We start from the raw sequence: 18157 nt of genomic DNA, 5'->3' as shown, positions 1-18157 counted from the left end.
ATTTATGAAATCTCAGAAAAACCATTAGTCGGAATCATCATGGGAAGTAAATCTGACTTAGAAACGATGCAAGAAACAATGGCAATTTTAGATGAGTTGCAAATCTCATATGAAGCAAATGTGGTGTCAGCACATCGGACACCAGATAAAATGTTCGAATATGCTGAACTTGCTCGTGAGCGAGGAATTAAGGTTATCGTTGCTGGAGCTGGTGGAGCCGCTCATTTACCTGGAATGGTTGCAGCAAAAACAACCCTTCCAGTCATTGGTGTTCCAGTTCAATCCAGAGCATTAAATGGAATGGATTCACTTTTGTCAATCGTTCAAATGCCAGGAGGAATTCCAGTTGCAACAGTTGCTATCGGAAAAGCAGGGGCTAAAAACGCAGGATTACTTGCCGCTTCCATGTTAAGTACATCTTACGATAGCATAGCAACAAAACTTGATGAGTACCGACAAATGATGACAGATACCGTGTTAAAGGATAGTGATCTTAATGACTAATCTTATCTTACCTCCTTCAACAATCGGAATCATTGGTGGCGGTCAGCTTGGACGCATGATGGCCATATCAGCAAAGCAAATGGGATACAAAGTAGCAGTATTAGAGCCTGCTGCTTTGGGACCACTTGCACAAGTAGCAGACCTAGAAATTAATGCACCTTATGACAGTGAAGAAGCTTTAACACAATTATTAGCCGTAAGCGACGTTGTCACTTACGAATTTGAAAATATCGATAGTCATGTCGTGGAAAAATTAGCATCAGCTGGTTATATTCCACAAGGATATCGACCACTTGCAATGACACAACATCGCTACATTGAAAAAACATCAATTAATAACTGTGGTTTTAAAACAGCACCATTTGAAAAAGTAGATAACTTTAATGACTTAAAAAATGCTATTAAAAAGATTGGATATCCTAGTATCTTAAAAACAGTAAGTGGTGGGTATGACGGAAAAGGCCAATGGACATTAAAATCAGATTCTGATTTAGAAAATGTTCATTCTGTTGTAGAAAACCAAAACTGTATTTTAGAAGGATTTGTACCATTTACAAAAGAAATCTCAGTCATCGTCACTCGAGGGACAAACGATCAGGTTGAAACGTTCCCAGTTGTTGAAAACATTCATCAAAATCAGATTCTTCATTTAAGTATCGTTCCTGCAAGAATTGATGCTAATTTAGCAAAAAAAGCAGAAGAAGTTGCAGCAACATTAATTGAAAAATTAGATTTTGTCGGAACATTAGCTATTGAAATGTTTGTTGTCGAAGATGACATTATCATCAACGAACTAGCACCACGACCACATAACTCAGGACATTACACCATCGATGCATGCAATGTATCACAATTTGAACAACATATTCGCGCAGTTTGTGGGTTACCGCTCATCAAGCCAACCTTAATTCAGCCAGCAATCATGGTGAATTTACTTGGTCAACATGTCGAATATACGTTAAATATGTGGACAAAACCTGAATTTTCAGATGCAAAGCTTCACCTTTATGGGAAAGAGGAGATGCGAGCCAATCGAAAAGTTGGGCATTTAACATTCATGAACGATTTTGAAACAAAGTTAGAAGAAACAGTTAATCAGTTTTTAATTAATTTTCCAAAGTAAAGGATGAGGATGAGAAATGAGTCAGTATCGTGTTTTTGTAGAAAAGAAGGAGATGTATGCCACAGAAGCGAAAAGCTTATGTCATGATTTAAATGAGAACTTACATTTATCATTAACAAATGTGCGTACGATTAACGTTTATGATGTCTTTAACGTTAACGGGCAAGAGATTGAGACAGCAAAGCAAAATGTTTTATCAGAAACAGTAACAGACATCGTTAGCATGTCGTTAGACTTAGAAGGTAAAACGTATTTTGCTGTTGAGTTTTTACCAGGTCAATATGATCAACGTGCCGACTCTGCAATTCAATGTATTCAACTTTTAACAGGAAATGACGAAGTTCGTGTTAAGAGTGGTAAAGTGATTATTTTAGATGGAATCGCATCAGAAGTAGAAATCGAAAAAATTAAACAATACTACATTAACCCGATTGAAATGCGTGAAAAAGATTTACAAGCACCACTATCTTTCGATGAAAATGTAGAAATTGAAGATGTTCCAACTTATGAAGGGTTTATCGATTATAGTGATGAATTATTAAATAATTTCTTACATGAACACGGAATGGCAATGACACTTGATGATATTAAAATGATTCAAGCCTACTTCCGCAAAGAAGAACGCCGTAATCCAACAGAAACGGAGTTAAAAGTGCTTGATACTTACTGGTCAGACCACTGTCGTCATACAACATTCGAAACATTAATTGAAAATGTGACATTTGAAAGTGGACGTTTCCATGATATTTTACAACAAACATTTGAAGAGTACTGCATGATGCGTGAGCGTGTGCATCATAATCGTAAGCCAATGACTTTAATGGACATGGCAACAATTGCAATGAAAGAACAACGCAAATTAGGATCATTAAATGATTTAGAAGTTTCAGATGAAATCAATGCGTGCAGCATCTATATCGATGTTGATGTTGATGGAGAAACTGAACCATGGTTATTAATGTTCAAAAATGAAACACATAACCATCCAACAGAAATTGAACCATTTGGTGGAGCCTCAACATGTATCGGAGGAGCTATTCGTGACCCACTATCAGGCCGCTCTTATGTTTACCAAGCGATGCGTATTAGCGGTGGAGCAAATGTTTTAGAAACAGTAGAAGAAACAATGGAAGGAAAGCTTCCACAAAAAATTATTTCTAAACGTTCAGCTGATGGAAATAGTTCATATGGAAATCAAATTGGTTTACCAACAACATTCGTTCGTGAAATTTATCATGAAGGATATAAAGCAAAACATATGGAGGTTGGAGCAGTTGTCGGAGCTGTTAAAGCAAGTGACGTTCGTCGTGAAAAGCCTGAAGCAGGGGATATTATTGTTTTATTAGGTGGACGTACAGGACGTGATGGAATCGGTGGTGCAACTGGATCATCAAAAGCCCACACTGAAACATCAATTCAAACCGCTTCATCAGAAGTTCAAAAAGGAAATGCACCAACTGAGCGTAAAATCCAACGCTTATTCCGTAACGGTGAAGTGACTCGTTTAATCAAAAAATGTAACGACTTTGGAGCAGGTGGGGTTTGTGTTGCCATCGGTGAGTTAGCAGATGGATTAAATATTGACTTAAATGCTGTTCCTGTCAAGTATAGCGGATTAAATGGAACAGAACTTGCCGTATCAGAATCGCAAGAACGTATGGCGGTCTTAGTAGCTAAAGAAGATGTGAATGCATTAATTGAGTTCGCGAATAAAGAAAATTTAGAAGCAACAATCGTAGCAGAAGTGACAGATACTAACCGTTTAGTGATGAACTGGAACGGACGCGCCATCGTTAACTTATCACGTGACTTCTTAGATACAAATGGAGCACGTCAATCAACTAATATTATCGTACCAACTGATTTAGAAGATAATCCATTTGTAAGTAAAGTAGAAGGAAAATCAATTAAAGAAAAATTCTTAAATAACTTAAAACAACCAAACGTTGCCTCACAACAAGGAATGGTTGAAATGTTCGATTCGACTATCGGAGGAACAACTGTTTTAATGCCTTACGGTGGGAAATATCAATTAACTGAAACAGAAGGTTCAGTTCATAAAATTCCACTTCTTCATGGAGTGACAAACACTGTCAGTATGTTAACTTACGGATATAATCCTGAGATTACATCATGGTCACCATTCCACGGATCAGCTTATGCTGTCGTTGAATCAATGGCTAAAATCGTGGCATTAGGTGGTAAATGGCAAGGAATTCGTTTCTCATTCCAAGAATATTTCCGTCGTTTAGGTCAAGATCCTAAGAACTGGGGACAACCATTTGCAGCTTTATTAGGATCAATTTACGTTCAAAAAGGATTTGGCTTACCAGCAATTGGTGGGAAAGATAGTATGAGTGGTTCATTTGAAGATTTACACGTTCCACCGACATTAATCTCATTCGCAGTACAAGTTGAAAAAGCAAATAAAATTTTATCACCAGAATTTAAAGCCCCAGAACATTATATCTACTTAATTAAACATGAACCAACAAAAGATTTAATGCCAAATATCGAACAATTAAAAGAAAACTTTAACTTTATCTATGACATGGTTACAATTGGGCATATCAAATCTGCCTTCACAATTAAACAAGGTGGGATTGCTGAAGCGATTGCTAAAATGTCATTTGGTAATAAAATTGGAGCAAATATTAAAACAGGATATGATTTATTTAACTTAGAATTAGGTTCAATCATTGTTGAATCGGATCGTCCATTATTATTCGATCAGGCACACTTATTAGGAAAAACAACAACTGATCCGTTAATCGTAATCAACCAAGAAGTCATTACAATTGAGGAGAGCTTAGCTGCATGGCAAGGAACATTTGAAAACTTATATCCAGTCGCATCTGTAGCTGAAGAAGCAAAAGTTCCAACAGTGAATTATGAAAATACAATCATCACAACGTCATCGTTAGGTGCAACACCACAAGTCTTCTTACCAGTCTTCCCGGGAACAAACTGTGAGTATGATACTGCACGTGCTTTCGAACAAGCAGGAGCTAAATCAATGATTGATGTATTCTGTAACCAAAACCATCAAGATATCGAAGCGTCAATCGAACGTATGGTTAAACATATCAATGAATCACAAATTTTAATGTTATCAGGAGGATTCAGCGCCGGAGATGAGCCAGATGGATCAGGAAAATTCATTACATCAGTATTAATGAATGAACAAATCCGTGAAAGTATTGAAGGATTATTAGAGCGTGATGGATTAATTTTAGGGATTTGTAACGGATTCCAAGCCTTAATCAAATCAGGGTTATTACCATATGGAAAATTTGGAATGGTGACAGAAGATTCACCAACATTAACGAAAAATGATATTAACCGTCATATGTCTAAAATTATTCGTACACGAATTGCTTCAAATAAATCACCTTGGTTATCAGGAGCAAATGTTGGAGATATCCACAACGTAGCCATCTCACATGGAGAAGGGAAATTCGTTGCTAACGATGCTATGATCAAACAATTAATCGAAAATGGTCAAATTGCGACACAATATGTTGACCTAGACGGAAAACCAACAATGAATGGAATCTATAATCCAAACGGATCAATTGCAGCCGTAGAAGGTATCACAAGTCCAGATGGACGCATTCTTGGTAAAATGGGACACTCTGAACGTATGGGTGAACAAATCTTTAAAAACGTACCAGGTGACTACGATCAATTAATCTTCCAAAGTGGAGTTAAATACTTTAAATAATATAAAAGGTTAGATCAAGCGGTTAGCTTCGCGTAAAAGTTATGAAAACTGGCAGTGACACATAGAGAGTCGTTAGATAGTTTGTAACTTTATAGCCAAGCTGCTATTTGAAACTAGATTGAGTAAAAAAACAAGTAATTAGGATGAGAGAAGAAAGGAACCTTGAGAATAAACAATCCTAACTCCTCACAGAGGTTCGGAGAGTTTATTCAACCCACAGGATAAGACAAACTAGCTCCTCGCAAAAGCTCGGAGCGTTTGTCTAAAATTACTTTCTATATTATATAGAGATAAAATGGAGGGCATAGCTATGAATCAAGAGCGAGTAATGTTATACGAAGGAAAAGCAAAACAAATTTTCAAAACAGATGATGTAGCAAAAGTAATCATCCACTATAAAGATGATGCAACAGCATTCAATGGGGTAAAAAAAACAAGTATTACTAACAAAGGAATTTTAAATAACGCGATTACAACTATCATTTTCGAAATGTTAGAAAAACGTGGAGTTAAAACTCACTTCATCGAAAAATTAAATGACCGTGATCAATTATGTCACAAAGTTGAAATCGTACCATTAGAAGTTATCGTCCGTAACATCATCGCAGGAAGCATGGCAAAACGCTTAGGAATCGAAGAGGGAACAATTCCAAGCAATGTGGTATACGAATTATGCTACAAAAATGATGCATATGGAGATCCGTTAATCAATGACGATCATGCCGTAGCATTAGGATTAGCGACATATGAAGAATTAGCAACAATCAAAGAAATGACATTAGAAATCAACCAAGCCTTAATTGAATTCTTCGATGCACAAGGAATCCGTTTAATCGACTTTAAAATTGAATTCGGACGTACAGAAGACGGGACAATCGTATTAGCAGATGAAATTTCACCAGATACATGCCGTTTATGGGACAAAGAAACAAACGAAAAATTAGACAAAGATCGTTTCCGTCGTGACCTTGGAAATGTAGAAGAAGCTTATATTGAAATTTTAAATCGCGTAAGTCGCTAAGGTGGGGAATATGTCAGAATTAGATTTATTTTTTGAAAATAAGATGAATGAAGAATGCGGTGTGTTCGGAGTATTTAACCATGAAAATGCAGCTGAATTAACTTATTACGGTCTTCATGCCCTTCAACATCGCGGTCAAGAAGGAGCAGGAATTGTCACAAGTGATGGAAAAATGCTTCATCAGCATAAAGGAGAAGGACTTGTTCGTAACGTCTTTACCCAACAAGATATCGATCGTTTAAAAGGAATCCATTCAATTGGTCACGTTCGTTATTCAACAGCTGGTGGAGGAGGAATCATGAATGTACAGCCCTTTTTATTCCGTTCTCAATCTGGTCCACTTGGATTATGTCATAATGGAAACTTAGTTAATGCCAATCAATTAAAAGTGTATTTAGAAAGTGAAGGAAGTATCTTTCAAACAACATCAGATTCAGAAATTTTAGCTCACTTATTAAAGCGTCAACGTGGAGACATGCTAACTGCTTTAAAAGAATCATTACTTTATATCGAAGGAGCTTTTGCCTTCTTATTATTAAAAGAAAACGAAATGTACATTGCTTTAGATAAATTTGGTTTACGTCCACTATCACTTGGACGCATTGGGGACAATGGAATCGTTGTTGCCTCTGAAACTTGTGCTTTTGATGTCATCGGGGCAGAGTATATTCGTGACGTCAAACCAGGAGAAGTTATTCGTATCGATTTAGAGGGAATAACATCAGAACGATATGCAACAACATGTGATCAAAGCATGTGTAGTATGGAGTACGTTTACTTTGCACGCCCTGACAGTGACGTCGAAGGAATTAACGTTCATCAAGCTCGTAAAAATTGTGGTCGTATTTTAGCACAAGAAGCACCGATTGAAGCCGATATCGTAGTAGGTGTTCCTGATTCAGGATTAAGCGCGGCTATTGGATATGCCGAAGAGGCAAACATCCCATTCGAAATCGGAATGGTAAAAAATAAATATATCGGTCGTACATTCATTCAACCTTCACAAACACTTCGTGAACAAGGTGTGAAGATGAAATTATCAGCTGTTCGCTCAATTGTTAAAGACAAGCGCGTGGTCTTAATTGATGACTCAATCGTTCGTGGAACAACGTCTCGTAGAATGGTTGACATGTTGCGTGAGGCAGGAGCTAAGGAAGTCCATGTACGCATCGCTTCACCTGAAATTAAATTCCCATGTTTTTATGGAGTTGATTTCTCAACATATGATGAACTCATTGCGGCAACCCATACAACAGAGCAAATTTGTGAAGTGATTGGTGCCGATTCGCTTGCTTTCATCTCAGTTGATGGATTAACAAAAGGAGTGGGACGCAGTCCAAAACTCGGAAAAAACTGCGGACAATGCGTCGCTTGTTTTAACGGCGATTACCCAACCTATTTATATGAAGATGTAAAATGTGCAAACAAAGAAGTTAAATAAGAGGTGGAAGAGAAATGAGTAAAGCATATGAACAATCTGGGGTTAGCTTAGAAGCAGGCTACGAATCGGTTAACCGTATTAAAAAACACGTAGCAAAAACACATCGCAAAGGGGTATTCTCTGGAATTGGAGCTTTTGGAGCCATGTTTGACTTATCGTCCCTAAACTATAAACAACCCTTATTAGTTTCAGGAACAGATGGTGTTGGAACAAAATTAATGGTTGCTATTAAAGCTGATGTTCATGACACGATTGGAATTGACTGCGTAGCTATGTGTGTTAACGACATCGTTGTACAAGGGGCAGAACCATTATACTTCCTTGATTATGTAGCAGTTGGAAAAAATGAGCCTGCAAAAATTGAAGCTATTGTTAAAGGAGTGGCAGACGGATGTGAACAAGCAGGTGCTGCCTTAATAGGTGGAGAAACTGCTGAAATGCCAGATATGTATGACTTAGACCACTATGATTTAGCAGGATTTGCTGTTGGAGTTGTTGAAAAAGATCAATTAATCACAGGTGAAAAAGTAAAAGCAGGTGATGTCATCATCGGATTATTATCGAGCGGAATTCACTCAAATGGATACTCACTAGTCCGTAAAATCTTATTCAAAGATAACAACATCGATTTAAACACATACGAAGAATCATTAGGAATGACAGTTGGAGAAGCTGTATTAGCTCCAACAAAAATTTATGTTAAACCAATCTTATCTTTATTAAAAGAGGTAGACGTTCATGGAATGGCACACATTACAGGTGGAGGATTTGATGAAAATATTCCTCGTACTTTACCGGCTGGTCATGGGGTGAAAATCAATAAAGACTCATATCCAATGCCACCAATCTTTAACTATTTAAAAGAATTAGGAAAGTTAGATGAGCGTGAAATGTATAACATCTTCAACATGGGAATTGGAATGGCAATCATCGTAGCAGCAGAAGACGTGGAAAAAGCAATGAATAGTTTAACAGAAGCTGGAGAAAAACCACACGTCATCGGTGTAGTAACAGACAGTGAAGGAGTTCAATTAGTATGAAAAAAATAGTTGTTTTTGCATCAGGAAGTGGAAGCAACTTTCAAACTATCGTTGATAAGTTACATCAAAAAACATGTGAAGTGGCATTACTAGTTTGCGACAAAGCAGGAGCTTACTGTTTAGAACGTGCGGAAAAACTACACATTCCGACATTCGTTTTTAATCCAAAAGAGTATGAAACAAAAGCAGATTTCGAAAAAGAAATCTGCCAACGATTAAATTTGATTCAACCAGATTTAATTGTCTTAGCTGGTTATATGCGTATTATCGGGGAAACCTTACTCAATGCCTATGAAGGTAAAATTATTAACATCCATCCAGCGTTATTACCTGCTTTTCCAGGTCGTGATGGAATTGGAGATGCTTTAAATTATGGTGTAAAAGTCATGGGAGTGACTGTACACTATGTTGACGCAGGGATTGATACAGGAAATATTATCGATCAAGCATGCTTTAAACGAACAGGAAATGAAACAAGAGAAGAAGTTGAAACGCGTATTCACGCATTAGAACATGAGTTGTATCCGCAAGTTATTACGCAACTTTTACAAGCTTAGGAGGAGTACGAGAGATGAAACGTGCATTAGTTAGTGTATCAGACAAGACAAACTTAGTATCATTCGTTCAAAACTTAGTCGAATTAGGATATGAAATTATCTCAACTGGAGGAACAAAGAAAACATTAGAAGAAGCAGGCATGAACGTCATTGCTATTGATGAAGTGACAGGATTTCCAGAAATCTTAGAAGGACGCGTTAAAACGTTACACCCAATGGTACATGGTGGATTATTAGCTAAACGTGACGATGCTCATCATCAAGAACAAGTCACACAAAACAACATCGAATACATCGACTTAGTTTGTGTTAATTTATATCCATTTGCTAAAACCATTCAAAACCCTGAAGCCACTCACGAAGATAAAATCGAAAATATCGATATCGGTGGACCATCAATGTTACGTTCAGCAGCGAAAAACTTTAATGATGTCACAGTAGTTGTCGATGCAAATGATTACGATTTAATCATTTCTGAAATTCGTGAGCAAGGCAATACAACTCTAAAAACACGTCAAATGTTAGCTGGAAAAGTTTTTAATCATACAGCAGCATACGATGCGATGATCGCTAACTATTTTAATGAAATTAACGAAGTAGAAGTTCCAGAAAAACTAACAGTCACTTATGACTTAAAGCAAACGTTACGTTACGGAGAAAACCCACACCAAAAAGCAGCATTTTATCAAACATTACAACAACCATCATATAGTGTTGTATCGAGTGAGCAATTACATGGGAAAGAATTATCTTACAATAACATCTCAGATGCAAACGCAGCTTTAGAAATTTTACAAGAGTTTGAAGGAGCTGCAGCCGTTGCGGTTAAACATATGAATCCATGTGGAGTAGGACTTGGAACAACAATTGAAGAAGCTTATGCAAAAGCTTATGAAGCCGATCCAACATCAATCTTCGGTGGAATTGTTGCCTTAAACCGTGAAGTATCGAAGCCATTAGCTGAAGAATTACATAAAATCTTTTTAGAAATCGTCATTGCACCAAGCTTCACAGAAGAAGCGTTAGAAGTTTTAAAACAAAAGAAGAACATTCGCTTATTAACAACAGATATGAGTCAACGTCTACAACCAGGACAAAAATTAGTTTCAGTTAAAGGTGGATTATTAGTTCAAGAGTTAGACACAGTTCAAGTGAAAAAAGAAGATTTAGAATGTGTCACTGAAGTTAAACCAACGGAAGAAGACTTAGAACAATTATTATTCGGATTCCAAGTTTGTAAACATGTTAAATCAAATGCCATTACATTAGTTAAAAATGATATGACAATCGGAGTTGGAGCTGGACAAATGAATCGTGTTGGATCAGCTAAAATTGCATTAGAACAAGCTGGAGCATTAGCACAAGGGGCTTACCTAGCGTCAGATGCCTTCTTCCCAATGTCAGATACAGTCGAATTAGCTGCAAAATATGGAATCAAAGCGATTATTCAACCTGGTGGATCAATTAAAGACCAAGACTCAATTGATGCATGTAATAAACATGGAATCGCAATGGTCTTCACAAAAGTTCGTCATTTTAAACATTAATTGAAGCGGGAATAGAGGAGAAAGAAATGAAAGTTTTAGTTATTGGACGCGGTGGACGCGAACATGCAGTCGTTAAAAAATTAGCTCGTGATTCAAAAGTAACAGAAATTTTTTGTGCGCCAGGAAATGACGGAATGATTGAAGCAACATTAGTTCCTATTGAAGAGACTGATGTAAATGCATTAGCTAACTTTGCAAAGAAAAATCAAATTGATTTAACCATCGTAGGACCAGAAATGGCATTAATGGCTGGGGTTGTTAATAAATTCAAGGAATTAGATTTACCCGTATTTGGTCCAACAAAAGAAGCCGCTTTAATCGAAGGTAGTAAATCATTCGCTAAATATATGATGTCGAAATATAACATTCCTACGGCTGCTTATGGCGAGTTTACTCAAGTAGAAGAAGCATTAGCATACTTAGAAACTCAATCGATGCCAATCGTAATCAAAGCAGATGGTTTAGCAGCCGGAAAAGGTGTTGTTATTTGTCAAACATTAGAAGAAGCTAACCAAACAGTAAAAGAAATGCTTTTAGACCGTAAGTTTGAAGATGCTTCTTCAAAAGTAGTCATTGAAGAATTTTTAGATGGTGAAGAATTCTCATTAATGGCCTTTGTATCAAATGATATTTATAAAGCCATGCCAATTGCACGTGATTATAAACGAGCATATGATAATGATAAAGGTCTCAATACAGGTGGAATGGGAAATCATAGTCCACACCCATTAATCTTAGATACTGATTATGAAGAAGCTATTCAAACTGTTATTGAGCCGATGACCAAAGCAATGATTGAAGAAGGAATCCCATTTACAGGAATCTTATATGCTGGACTCATGAAAACAGCAAATGGAATTAAAGTGATTGAATTCAATGCACGTTTTGGAGATCCTGAAACAGAGGTATTACTACCTCGTCTTGAAACAGAATTAACAGATATTATATTCTCTTTACTTGATGGAAAAGATATCGAATGTGTTTGGTCGGATCAAGCCACAGTAGGAGTTGTATTAGCAGCAAAAGGATATCCAAGTTCATATGTCAAAGGAACTGTGATTGAAGGACTTGAAAACTTAGTAGATGTCGATGTCTGTCATATGGGAACAAAACTAGTAGATGGAAAGATTACATTAAATGGTGGACGTGTTCTGTTTGTGGTTGGAAGTGGAAACACATTAGAAGAGGCACGCCAAAAAGTTTATAAAGAAATTCAAAAAATTAATTGTGATGATCTATTCTATCGAACTGACATCGCAAAAAAAGCAACAAGTTGCTAAACATAGCATAAAGGGAGATGAGTAGCAATCTCCCTTTATATATTAAAAAAAACATTAGCAGATAATGACAAATTAAGGAAAAAGACGTATTTTATATATATACTGTTATTTATAAAGAAGTGGGTGACACAAATGAGTAAGATTTTATTTACACCTGGTCCTACGAATGTGCCTGAAGAAATTAGACAAGTATTAGGACAAGACTTAATTCATCATCGAATGGCAGATTATCATCAACTATTAAAAGAAATTAATGAAGATTTAAAAGTTGTCTTTGATACTAACAATGATGTTTTGATCCTAACATCATCTGGGACAGGATCGATGGAATCAACAATCGTCAACTTGTTCTCGACAAATGATGAAGTCTTAGTCATTAATACAGGATGGTTTGGGGAAAGATTTATTGAAATCTGTCAAGTTTATGGATTACAAGTTCATGAATTACGTTATGAGTGGGGAAAAACTTATAATGTAGTAGATGTTCAGGAGATGTTAGAAAAACATCCAGCAATCAAAGGAATCTTTGTTACCTATCATGAAACTGCAACAGGTGTTGTGAATAATCTTGAACAATTAGGAAATTTAACAAAAAATACAGATCGTCTTTTAATTGCGGACTGTATTAGTGGAATGATCGTTCAACAGTTTCATTTAGATGAATGGGGAGTTGACTGTGCAGTCGCTAGTAGCCAAAAAGGATTTTTACTTCCTCCCGGACTTAGCTTTGTTGCTTTAAGTAATAAGGCAAAAGAAGCAGTAGAACATTCAAACATTCCAAAATATTATTGGGACTATCGTAAGTATTTGAATTATTTTTACAACAAAGCTGAGCAACCATTTACACCAGCTATTTCAATCGTTGTAGCATTACAAGCCGCATTGCGTCAACTATTAGCAAAAGGATTACCTCAAATTATTGAGGACAAACAATCCATTCGTAAATATGCTGAAGATAAATTTAAAGAGTTAGGATTTACTTTATTTATTGAAGATGAATCCATTCGAGGAAATGTATTAGTGCCTGTTATCGTTCCAAAAGATATAGATGGAAGCAAGTTAACAGCACTAATTGATGAACGATATGACTTCACCGTTGCGGGAGGAATGGGAATTTACGCTGGAAGAATGCTACGCGTTGGAATTATCGGAGAAATCACAGAAAGGGAGATTGACTTACTAATTGAATACATTAAGGAAGTTCTTCCTGAATGTAAAAAGTAAGAAGAAAGGGGACAACGTAATGAAGCCACAATTTGAATTAGAACGTAATACCGCAGTTATCAACTTTTCTGCACACTATTGTAATACAGAAGATGAGTTATTAAATAGCCAAGGGTTCGAACGAGTTTTAACAAGATTCTTAAAAAAATTAAAAAAGAAAGAATCACCAGTATATGAGCAGTTATCTTACGTATGCGGGGAAGGGCAAATTGCAAGTGAATTAACTTCGTTATTTAAGTTATTATTAGTTTTAGAAATTGACGAAATCATGCAGATGAATCGTTCGTTCATCGTTTTATTACAACATAAAGACACATTAATTGAATTTATTGAAGCACTTTATGATTATTGGCGTCAATTAGAACGTTATAGTATTATCTATAACAGTGCAGAAGGAACAGGTATTCAGAAAATCAAATTTATTGAAGCAAATAATTCATTTACAAACTTAGTATTAAAAGTTTACCGTACGATTGAAGAGCGTTTATTCGGACACCACCAAAACGTTTATCGCCAGTTAATTGTAGGTGCCAATGCAGGCTTAGTTTTAAATGAAATTCAATGGGATATCCCAATGCAATATATGGGATTACGTTATCCTGCTTTTATTGAATCAATCGTATTAACACCTCCATTTATCACTTATCCAAAACGTACAAAACGTGATGGAATCTTCCAAGAAGTCTTTGAAAATCCATTAGATGGATTATACTTAGATCCAAATAACTGGTTCGTTTACCCTGCTAAAGTAGGAACAGCATTAGCTTATGTCTACTTCCACCGTGATTTCATGGCGCAAGGTGTCACAATGTGTAATTTATTCGAACTAGCAGACTTAGAAGAATGTCAAAATCGTAAGCCAGACTTAATTTATGTATATGGTAATAAAGATAAAGAAGATCGCGCAGTCTTCTATCAAGATAAAGCAAATGACATTATGATTGGATATGCTTCATATAGCGAAGACCACGACTATTTCGGATATATGAAAAAAATGATCTTAACCTTATATAATGTTAAAATGATTAATGAAAAGAAACTTCCACTACACGGTGCTATGATTGAATTAACATTAAAAAGTGGAAAACAAAGTAATATCGTTGTAATCGGAGATAGTGGAGCAGGTAAATCTGAAACATTAGAAGCCGTACGTATGATTGCTGAAGATGAAATCAAAGAAATGAAAACAATTTTTGACGATATGGGAACTTTATCATTAGAAAAAGGAGAAATACGTGCATATGGTACTGAGATTGGAGCCTTTGTTCGTCTAGATGATTTAGATACAGGATATGCATATCGTACAATTGACCGTAGTATCTTCATGAATCCAGATAAAACAAATGCTCGTATCGTTATCCCGGTAGCAACATATAAAGATATTACAACGGGTCGCCCTATTGATATGTTCTTATATGCTAACAACTATGAAGAAGGAGGAGAAGAATTCGAATTTTTCAATAATGTTGATGAAGCTAAAGCTGTATTCGTTCGGGGAGCGCGTAAAGCTAAAGGAACAACAACAGAAACAGGACTAGTAGAATCATACTTTGCTAACCCATTTGGCCCGGTTCAGTTAAAAGATCAAACAGACCCATTAATTGATAAATACTTTGAGAAGCTATTTGATAAGAATATCAAAGTTGGTCAATTACGTACACGTTTAGCAATTGAAGGTCAAGAACATTCAGGACCACGTAAAGCTGCTGAACAATTATTAGCTTTTATTAAAGAACAATAAAAGAGAGGAGAGGGAATCAATGATTCCCTCTTTTTAATACAAATATATAATAATAAGTATAGATTATTTAAATTTATAAAAAAATTCATTAAAATAGAATTGACGATTTATATAAATGATGATATTATAAGTGAGTCGTCAATGAGAGACGTACCAAATAACGAAAATTTAAAAAAAGTTTAAAAAGTGTTTGACAGAAAGAGACAGACATGATAAACTAATAAAGTCGCCAAAACAAGGTGACACGAAGTTCTTTGAAAACTAAACAGAACGTCAACAAACATTTATTTAAGAATTAAGTTTCTTAAGGAAGCTTAGGATAAAAACAAACATTTAATTATGGAGAGTTTGATCCTGGCTCAGGATGAACGCTGGCGGCGTGCCTAATACATGCAAGTCGAGCGAACCACTTCGGTGGTGAGCGGCGAACGGGTGAGTAACACGTAGGTGATCTGCCCATCAGACGGGGACAACGATTGGAAACGATCGCTAATACCGGATAGGACGAAAGTTTAAAGGTGCTTCTGGCACCGCTGATGGATGAGCCTGCGGCGCATTAGCTAGTTGGTAGGGTAAAGGCCTACCAAGGCGACGATGCGTAGCCGACCTGAGAGGGTGAACGGCCACACTGGGACTGAGACACGGCCCAGACTCCTACGGGAGGCAGCAGTAGGGAATCTTCGGCAATGGGCGAAAGCCTGACCGAGCAACGCCGCGTGAATGATGAAGGCCTTCGGGTTGTAAAATTCTGTTATAAGGGAAGAACGACTTTAGTAGGAAATGGCTAGAGTGTGACGGTACCTTATGAGAAAGCCACGGCTAACTACGTGCCAGCAGCCGCGGTAATACGTAGGTGGCGAGCGTTATCCGGAATTATTGGGCGTAAAGAGCGCGCAGGTGGTTGATTAAGTCTGATGTGAAAGCCCACGGCTTAACCGTGGAGGGTCATTGGAAACTGGTCGACTTGAGTGCAGAAGAGGGAAGTGGAATTCCATGTGTAGCGGTGAAATGCGTAGAGATATGGAGGAACACCAGTGGCGAAGGCGGCTTCCTGGTCTGTAACTGACACTGAGGCGCGAAAGCGTGGGGAGCAAACAGGATTAGATACCCTGGTAGTCCACGCCGTAAACGATGAGTGCTAAGTGTTGGGGGTCGAACCTCAGTGCTGAAGTTAACGCATTAAGCACTCCGCCTGGGGAGTACGGTCGCAAGACTGAAACTCAAAGGAATTGACGGGGACCCGCACAAGCGGTGGAGCATGTGGTTTAATTCGAAGCAACGCGAAGAACCTTACCAGGTCTTGACATACCATTGACCGTTCTAGAGATAGGATTTTCCCTTCGGGGACAATGGATACAGGTGGTGCATGGTTGTCGTCAGCTCGTGTCGTGAGATGTTGGGTTAAGTCCCGCAACGAGCGCAACCCCTGTCGTTAGTTGCCAGCATTCAGTTGGGGACTCTAACGAGACTGCCAGTGACAAACTGGAGGAAGGTGGGGATGACGTCAAATCATCATGCCCCTTATGACCTGGGCTACACACGTGCTACAATGGTTGGTACAAAGAGAAGCGAAGCGGTGACGTGGAGCAAACCTCATAAAGCCAATCTCAGTTCGGATTGTAGGCTGCAACTCGCCTACATGAAGTTGGAATCGCTAGTAATCGCGAATCAGAATGTCGCGGTGAATACGTTCCCGGGTCTTGTACACACCGCCCGTCACACCACGAGAGTTTACAACACCCGAAGTCAGTGGCCTAACCGCAAGGAGGGAGCTGCCTAAGGTGGGGTAGATGATTGGGGTGAAGTCGTAACAAGGTATCCCTACCGGAAGGTGGGGATGGATCACCTCCTTTCTATGGAGAAAGAGACGTTCTGTTTAGTTTTGGAAGAATTTCTTCCAAAGTTGATCTTTGAAAACTAGATATCTTCATTCAGAAGAAACAAACAATAGATTTGATTTAGGTTAAGTGAATAAGGGCGCACGGAGGATGCCTTGGCACTAGGAGTCGAAGAAGGACGCGACAAACGGCGAAACGCCTCGGGGAGCTGTAAGTGAGCATTGATCCGGGGGTATCCGAATGGGGAAACCCGCTAGTGGTTATACGCTAGCACCATATGGTGAATACATAGCCATATAGGAGACAGACCCAGGGAACTGAAACATCTAAGTACCTGGAGGAAAAGAAAGAAAAATCGATTCCCGTAGTAGCGGCGAGCGAAGTGGGAAGAGCCCAAACCGGATTTATCCGGGGTTGTAGGACCTTCATAATTGACAAATCATGATAGCCGAATGGTCTGGGAAGGCCAACCGTAGGGGGTGAGAGTCCCGTAGGTGAAATTGTGAGATGCATGGAAGGAATCCTGAGTACGGCGGGACACGTGGAATCCCGTCGGAATCAACGAGGACCATCTCGTAAGGCTAAATACTACCTAGTGACCGATAGTGAACCAGTACCGTGAGGGAAAGGTGAAAAGAACCCCGGAAGGGGAGTGAAAGAGAACCTGAAACCGTGTGCCTACAAATAGTCAGAGCCCGTTAATGGGTGATGGCGTGCCTTTTGTAGAATGAACCGGCGAGTTACGATATCGTGCGAGGTTAAGCAGAAGATGCGGAGCCGTAGCGAAAGCGAGTCTGAATAGGGCGAAGAGTACGATGTTGTAGACCCGAAACCGTGTGAGCTAGCCATGAGCAGGCTGAAGGTCAGGTAACACTGACTGGAGGGCCGAACCAGGGCACGTTGAAAAGTGCTTGGATGACTTGTGGCTAGGGGTGAAATTCCAATCGAACACGGATATAGCTGGTTCTCTCCGAAATAGCTTTAGGGCTAGCCTCGATGTTAAGTCTACTGGAGGTAGAGCACTGAATGGGTGATGGCCCCACCTCGGGGTACTGATCTCAATCAAACTCCGAATGCCAGATAGATATAATCGGGAGTCAGACTGTGGGTGATAAGG

General features: G+C 38.2%; 11 protein-coding genes and 2 rRNA genes (1 of these 13 cut by a window edge). All 13 read left to right on the top strand.

Going from position 1 to position 18157, the window contains the following annotated elements; translation table 11 throughout:
- Positions 1 to 9: 9 nt before the first annotated feature.
- Positions 10 to 504, top strand: a complete 495-nt coding sequence (gene purE, locus J0J69_RS08435) for a 5-(carboxyamino)imidazole ribonucleotide mutase (RefSeq protein ID WP_212724657.1) — start codon at positions 10 to 12, stop codon at positions 502 to 504.
- A complete protein-coding gene (gene purK, locus J0J69_RS08430; protein ID WP_212724651.1) occupies positions 497 to 1627 on the top strand; it encodes a 5-(carboxyamino)imidazole ribonucleotide synthase in 1131 nt (376 codons plus the stop codon). The genes purE and purK overlap by 8 nt, the downstream gene beginning before the upstream one ends.
- Before the next feature lie 16 nt (positions 1628 to 1643).
- A complete protein-coding gene (locus tag J0J69_RS08425) occupies positions 1644 to 5351 on the top strand; it encodes a phosphoribosylformylglycinamidine synthase (protein ID WP_212724652.1) in 3708 nt (1235 codons plus the stop codon).
- 310 nt (positions 5352 to 5661) lie between these two features.
- Positions 5662 to 6372, top strand: coding sequence for a phosphoribosylaminoimidazolesuccinocarboxamide synthase (gene purC, locus J0J69_RS08420; protein WP_055305875.1), 711 nt, complete (start codon positions 5662 to 5664; stop codon positions 6370 to 6372).
- A 10-nt stretch (positions 6373 to 6382) separates the two neighbouring features.
- Positions 6383 to 7813 carry an amidophosphoribosyltransferase gene (purF, locus tag J0J69_RS08415; RefSeq protein WP_212724653.1) on the top strand — a complete coding sequence of 477 codons (1431 nt, stop codon included), beginning with the start codon at positions 6383 to 6385 and terminating at the stop codon, positions 7811 to 7813.
- A 14-nt stretch (positions 7814 to 7827) separates the two neighbouring features.
- Positions 7828 to 8853: a phosphoribosylformylglycinamidine cyclo-ligase gene (gene purM / locus J0J69_RS08410; RefSeq protein ID WP_055242964.1), complete on the top strand. Its 1026-nt coding sequence runs from the start codon at positions 7828 to 7830 to the stop codon at positions 8851 to 8853.
- On the top strand, positions 8850 to 9410 hold the full coding sequence (gene purN, locus J0J69_RS08405) for a phosphoribosylglycinamide formyltransferase (protein WP_055242966.1): 561 nt from the start codon (positions 8850 to 8852) through the stop codon (positions 9408 to 9410). Before purM ends, purN begins: the two co-directional genes overlap by 4 nt.
- A 14-nt stretch (positions 9411 to 9424) precedes the next feature.
- Positions 9425 to 10957 (top strand): bifunctional phosphoribosylaminoimidazolecarboxamide formyltransferase/IMP cyclohydrolase, encoded by a 1533-nt coding sequence (gene purH, locus J0J69_RS08400; protein WP_055242968.1) that lies wholly within the window; start codon positions 9425 to 9427, stop codon positions 10955 to 10957.
- Positions 10958 to 10983: 26 nt separating this feature from the next.
- Positions 10984 to 12237 carry a phosphoribosylamine--glycine ligase gene (gene purD / locus J0J69_RS08395; RefSeq protein WP_055305874.1) on the top strand — a complete coding sequence of 418 codons (1254 nt, stop codon included), beginning with the start codon at positions 10984 to 10986 and terminating at the stop codon, positions 12235 to 12237.
- A gap of 132 nt (positions 12238 to 12369) precedes the next feature.
- Positions 12370 to 13461 carry a pyridoxal-phosphate-dependent aminotransferase family protein gene (locus J0J69_RS08390; RefSeq protein WP_212723731.1) on the top strand — a complete coding sequence of 364 codons (1092 nt, stop codon included), beginning with the start codon at positions 12370 to 12372 and terminating at the stop codon, positions 13459 to 13461.
- 19 nt (positions 13462 to 13480) lie between these two features.
- The gene (locus tag J0J69_RS08385; RefSeq protein WP_212724654.1) at positions 13481 to 15202 is read left to right on the top strand and encodes a phosphoenolpyruvate carboxykinase; all 1722 of its coding nucleotides are present in this window, start codon (positions 13481 to 13483) and stop codon (positions 15200 to 15202) included.
- A 336-nt stretch (positions 15203 to 15538) separates the two neighbouring features.
- Positions 15539 to 17055, top strand: a 16S ribosomal RNA gene (locus J0J69_RS08380).
- A gap of 108 nt (positions 17056 to 17163) precedes the next feature.
- A 23S ribosomal RNA gene (locus J0J69_RS08375) occupies positions 17164 to 18157 on the top strand; it runs 1897 nt beyond the window's last position.
- The 16S and 23S rRNA genes sit together here, the layout of an rRNA operon.

This window comes from Turicibacter bilis (assembly GCF_024499055.1).
Lineage (GTDB): Bacteria > Bacillota_I > Bacilli_A > MOL361 > Turicibacteraceae > Turicibacter > Turicibacter bilis.
This window is presented reverse-complemented; position numbering and strand designations above follow the sequence as displayed.

Coding starts and splice junctions, on each gene's coding strand:
- purK (WP_212724651.1), top strand. CDS start 497: ATGACTAATCTTATCTTACCTCCTTCAACAATCGGAATCATTGGTGGC.
- purD (WP_055305874.1), top strand. CDS start 10,984: ATGAAAGTTTTAGTTATTGGACGCGGTGGACGCGAACATGCAGTCGTT.
- J0J69_RS08390 (WP_212723731.1), top strand. CDS start 12,370: ATGAGTAAGATTTTATTTACACCTGGTCCTACGAATGTGCCTGAAGAA.
- J0J69_RS08385 (WP_212724654.1), top strand. CDS start 13,481: ATGAAGCCACAATTTGAATTAGAACGTAATACCGCAGTTATCAACTTT.
- purN (WP_055242966.1), top strand. CDS start 8,850: ATGAAAAAAATAGTTGTTTTTGCATCAGGAAGTGGAAGCAACTTTCAA.
- purC (WP_055305875.1), top strand. CDS start 5,662: ATGAATCAAGAGCGAGTAATGTTATACGAAGGAAAAGCAAAACAAATT.
- J0J69_RS08425 (WP_212724652.1), top strand. CDS start 1,644: ATGAGTCAGTATCGTGTTTTTGTAGAAAAGAAGGAGATGTATGCCACA.
- purF (WP_212724653.1), top strand. CDS start 6,383: ATGTCAGAATTAGATTTATTTTTTGAAAATAAGATGAATGAAGAATGC.
- purH (WP_055242968.1), top strand. CDS start 9,425: ATGAAACGTGCATTAGTTAGTGTATCAGACAAGACAAACTTAGTATCA.
- purM (WP_055242964.1), top strand. CDS start 7,828: ATGAGTAAAGCATATGAACAATCTGGGGTTAGCTTAGAAGCAGGCTAC.